The sequence below is a fragment of the Stenotrophomonas sp. YIM B06876 genome, from assembly GCF_030711595.1.
Lineage (GTDB): Bacteria > Pseudomonadota > Gammaproteobacteria > Xanthomonadales > Xanthomonadaceae > Stenotrophomonas.
In genome coordinates this window covers 1-1,136 of sequence record NZ_JAUJUJ010000267.1, presented here as the reverse complement: position 1 = coordinate 1,136, position 1,136 = coordinate 1, and the positions used below count along the sequence as shown (strand labels likewise).

General features: G+C 63.4%; 1 protein-coding gene. It reads left to right on the top strand.

Translation table 11 applies throughout. The features are described 5' to 3' along the window. The first annotated feature begins 124 nt into the window (after window positions 1-124). Window positions 125-1,009 (top strand): O-antigen ligase family protein, encoded by an 885-nt coding sequence (locus QZH66_RS16630; protein WP_305806973.1) that lies wholly within the window; start codon window positions 125-127, stop codon window positions 1,007-1,009. Window positions 1,010-1,136: the final 127 nt, after the last annotated feature.

Here is a 1,136-nt window from a genome sequence, read left to right as displayed (position 1 = left end):
GCCCGTGGTCTGGGCGGCGCTGGCTTTGTATGCGCTTTTGTTGCTGGGCGTGGGGTTCACCACGGCACCCTCTGCCGATATCGAACTGCACCTGGCGAAATACGCCAAGCTGCTGGTGATTCCCGTGTTCCTGTCGCTGCTGACCCAGGCGCAGTGGCGCCAGCGCTGCATGCATGCCTTTGTCGTGGCGATGCTGTTCATTCTGGCGTCCGTCTACGCCAGCATCTGGTGGGATCTGCCCTGGTCCAAGATGCACAACCAGGGTTGGGGCGTGGACCACACGGTGATTGGCGACTACATCACGCAGAACGTGATGATGAGCTTTTTTGTCATCGTGGCGCTGGAGCGCGGCCTGCGTGCGCAGGCACTTTGGCAGCGCGGCGCCTGGTGGCTGGTGGCAGGGCTGGCGGGGCTCAGCGTGACGCACCTGTCGAACGGCCGCACCGGGTATGTGTTGCTGGCGGCAGCGTTGCTGGCTTTTTTTGTGCTCGCCACACAGGGTTGGCGGCGCTGGCTGGCGATTGCGGGCCTGGCGCTGGGCATTGCGGTCGTGGGGCTGACCTCTTCCGCCATCCAGCAACGGGTGGAGCAGGCGGTCGCCGAGGCGAAAAACAGCGATCGCATGGAAATCACCAGCATTGGCGGGCGCATCAACTTCTGGAAGAACACCTGGGAGCTGGTGGAGGAAAAACCCTGGCTAGGATGGGGCACGGGCAGCTACCACACGCAATGGTGCGAGGCCGTGCGAACCCAGGAGTGGTGCGCTTTTGGGCGCTGGCACCCGCACAACCAGTTCCTGTTTTTCTGGGTGGANCGGGCAGCTACCACACGCAATGGTGCGAGGCCGTGCGAACCCAGGAGTGGTGCGCTTTTGGGCGCTGGCACCCGCACAACCAGTTCCTGTTTTTCTGGGTGGAGAATGGCCTGCTGGGCTTGCTGCTGTGCGCCGTGCTGGTGTTCTCGCCGGTGTGGAGCGCGCGCCACGCGAGTCCCGGCCAGCGCCGGCTGATGCTGAGCTTCGCGGTGGTGTTTTTTATCGACAGCATGGTCAATGCGCCCTTGTGGAGTTCGCGCGAGAGCCATTTCTTTGTGCTCATGCTCGTGCTGCTGACGGCACAGGCGGCGTTTGGCACCGA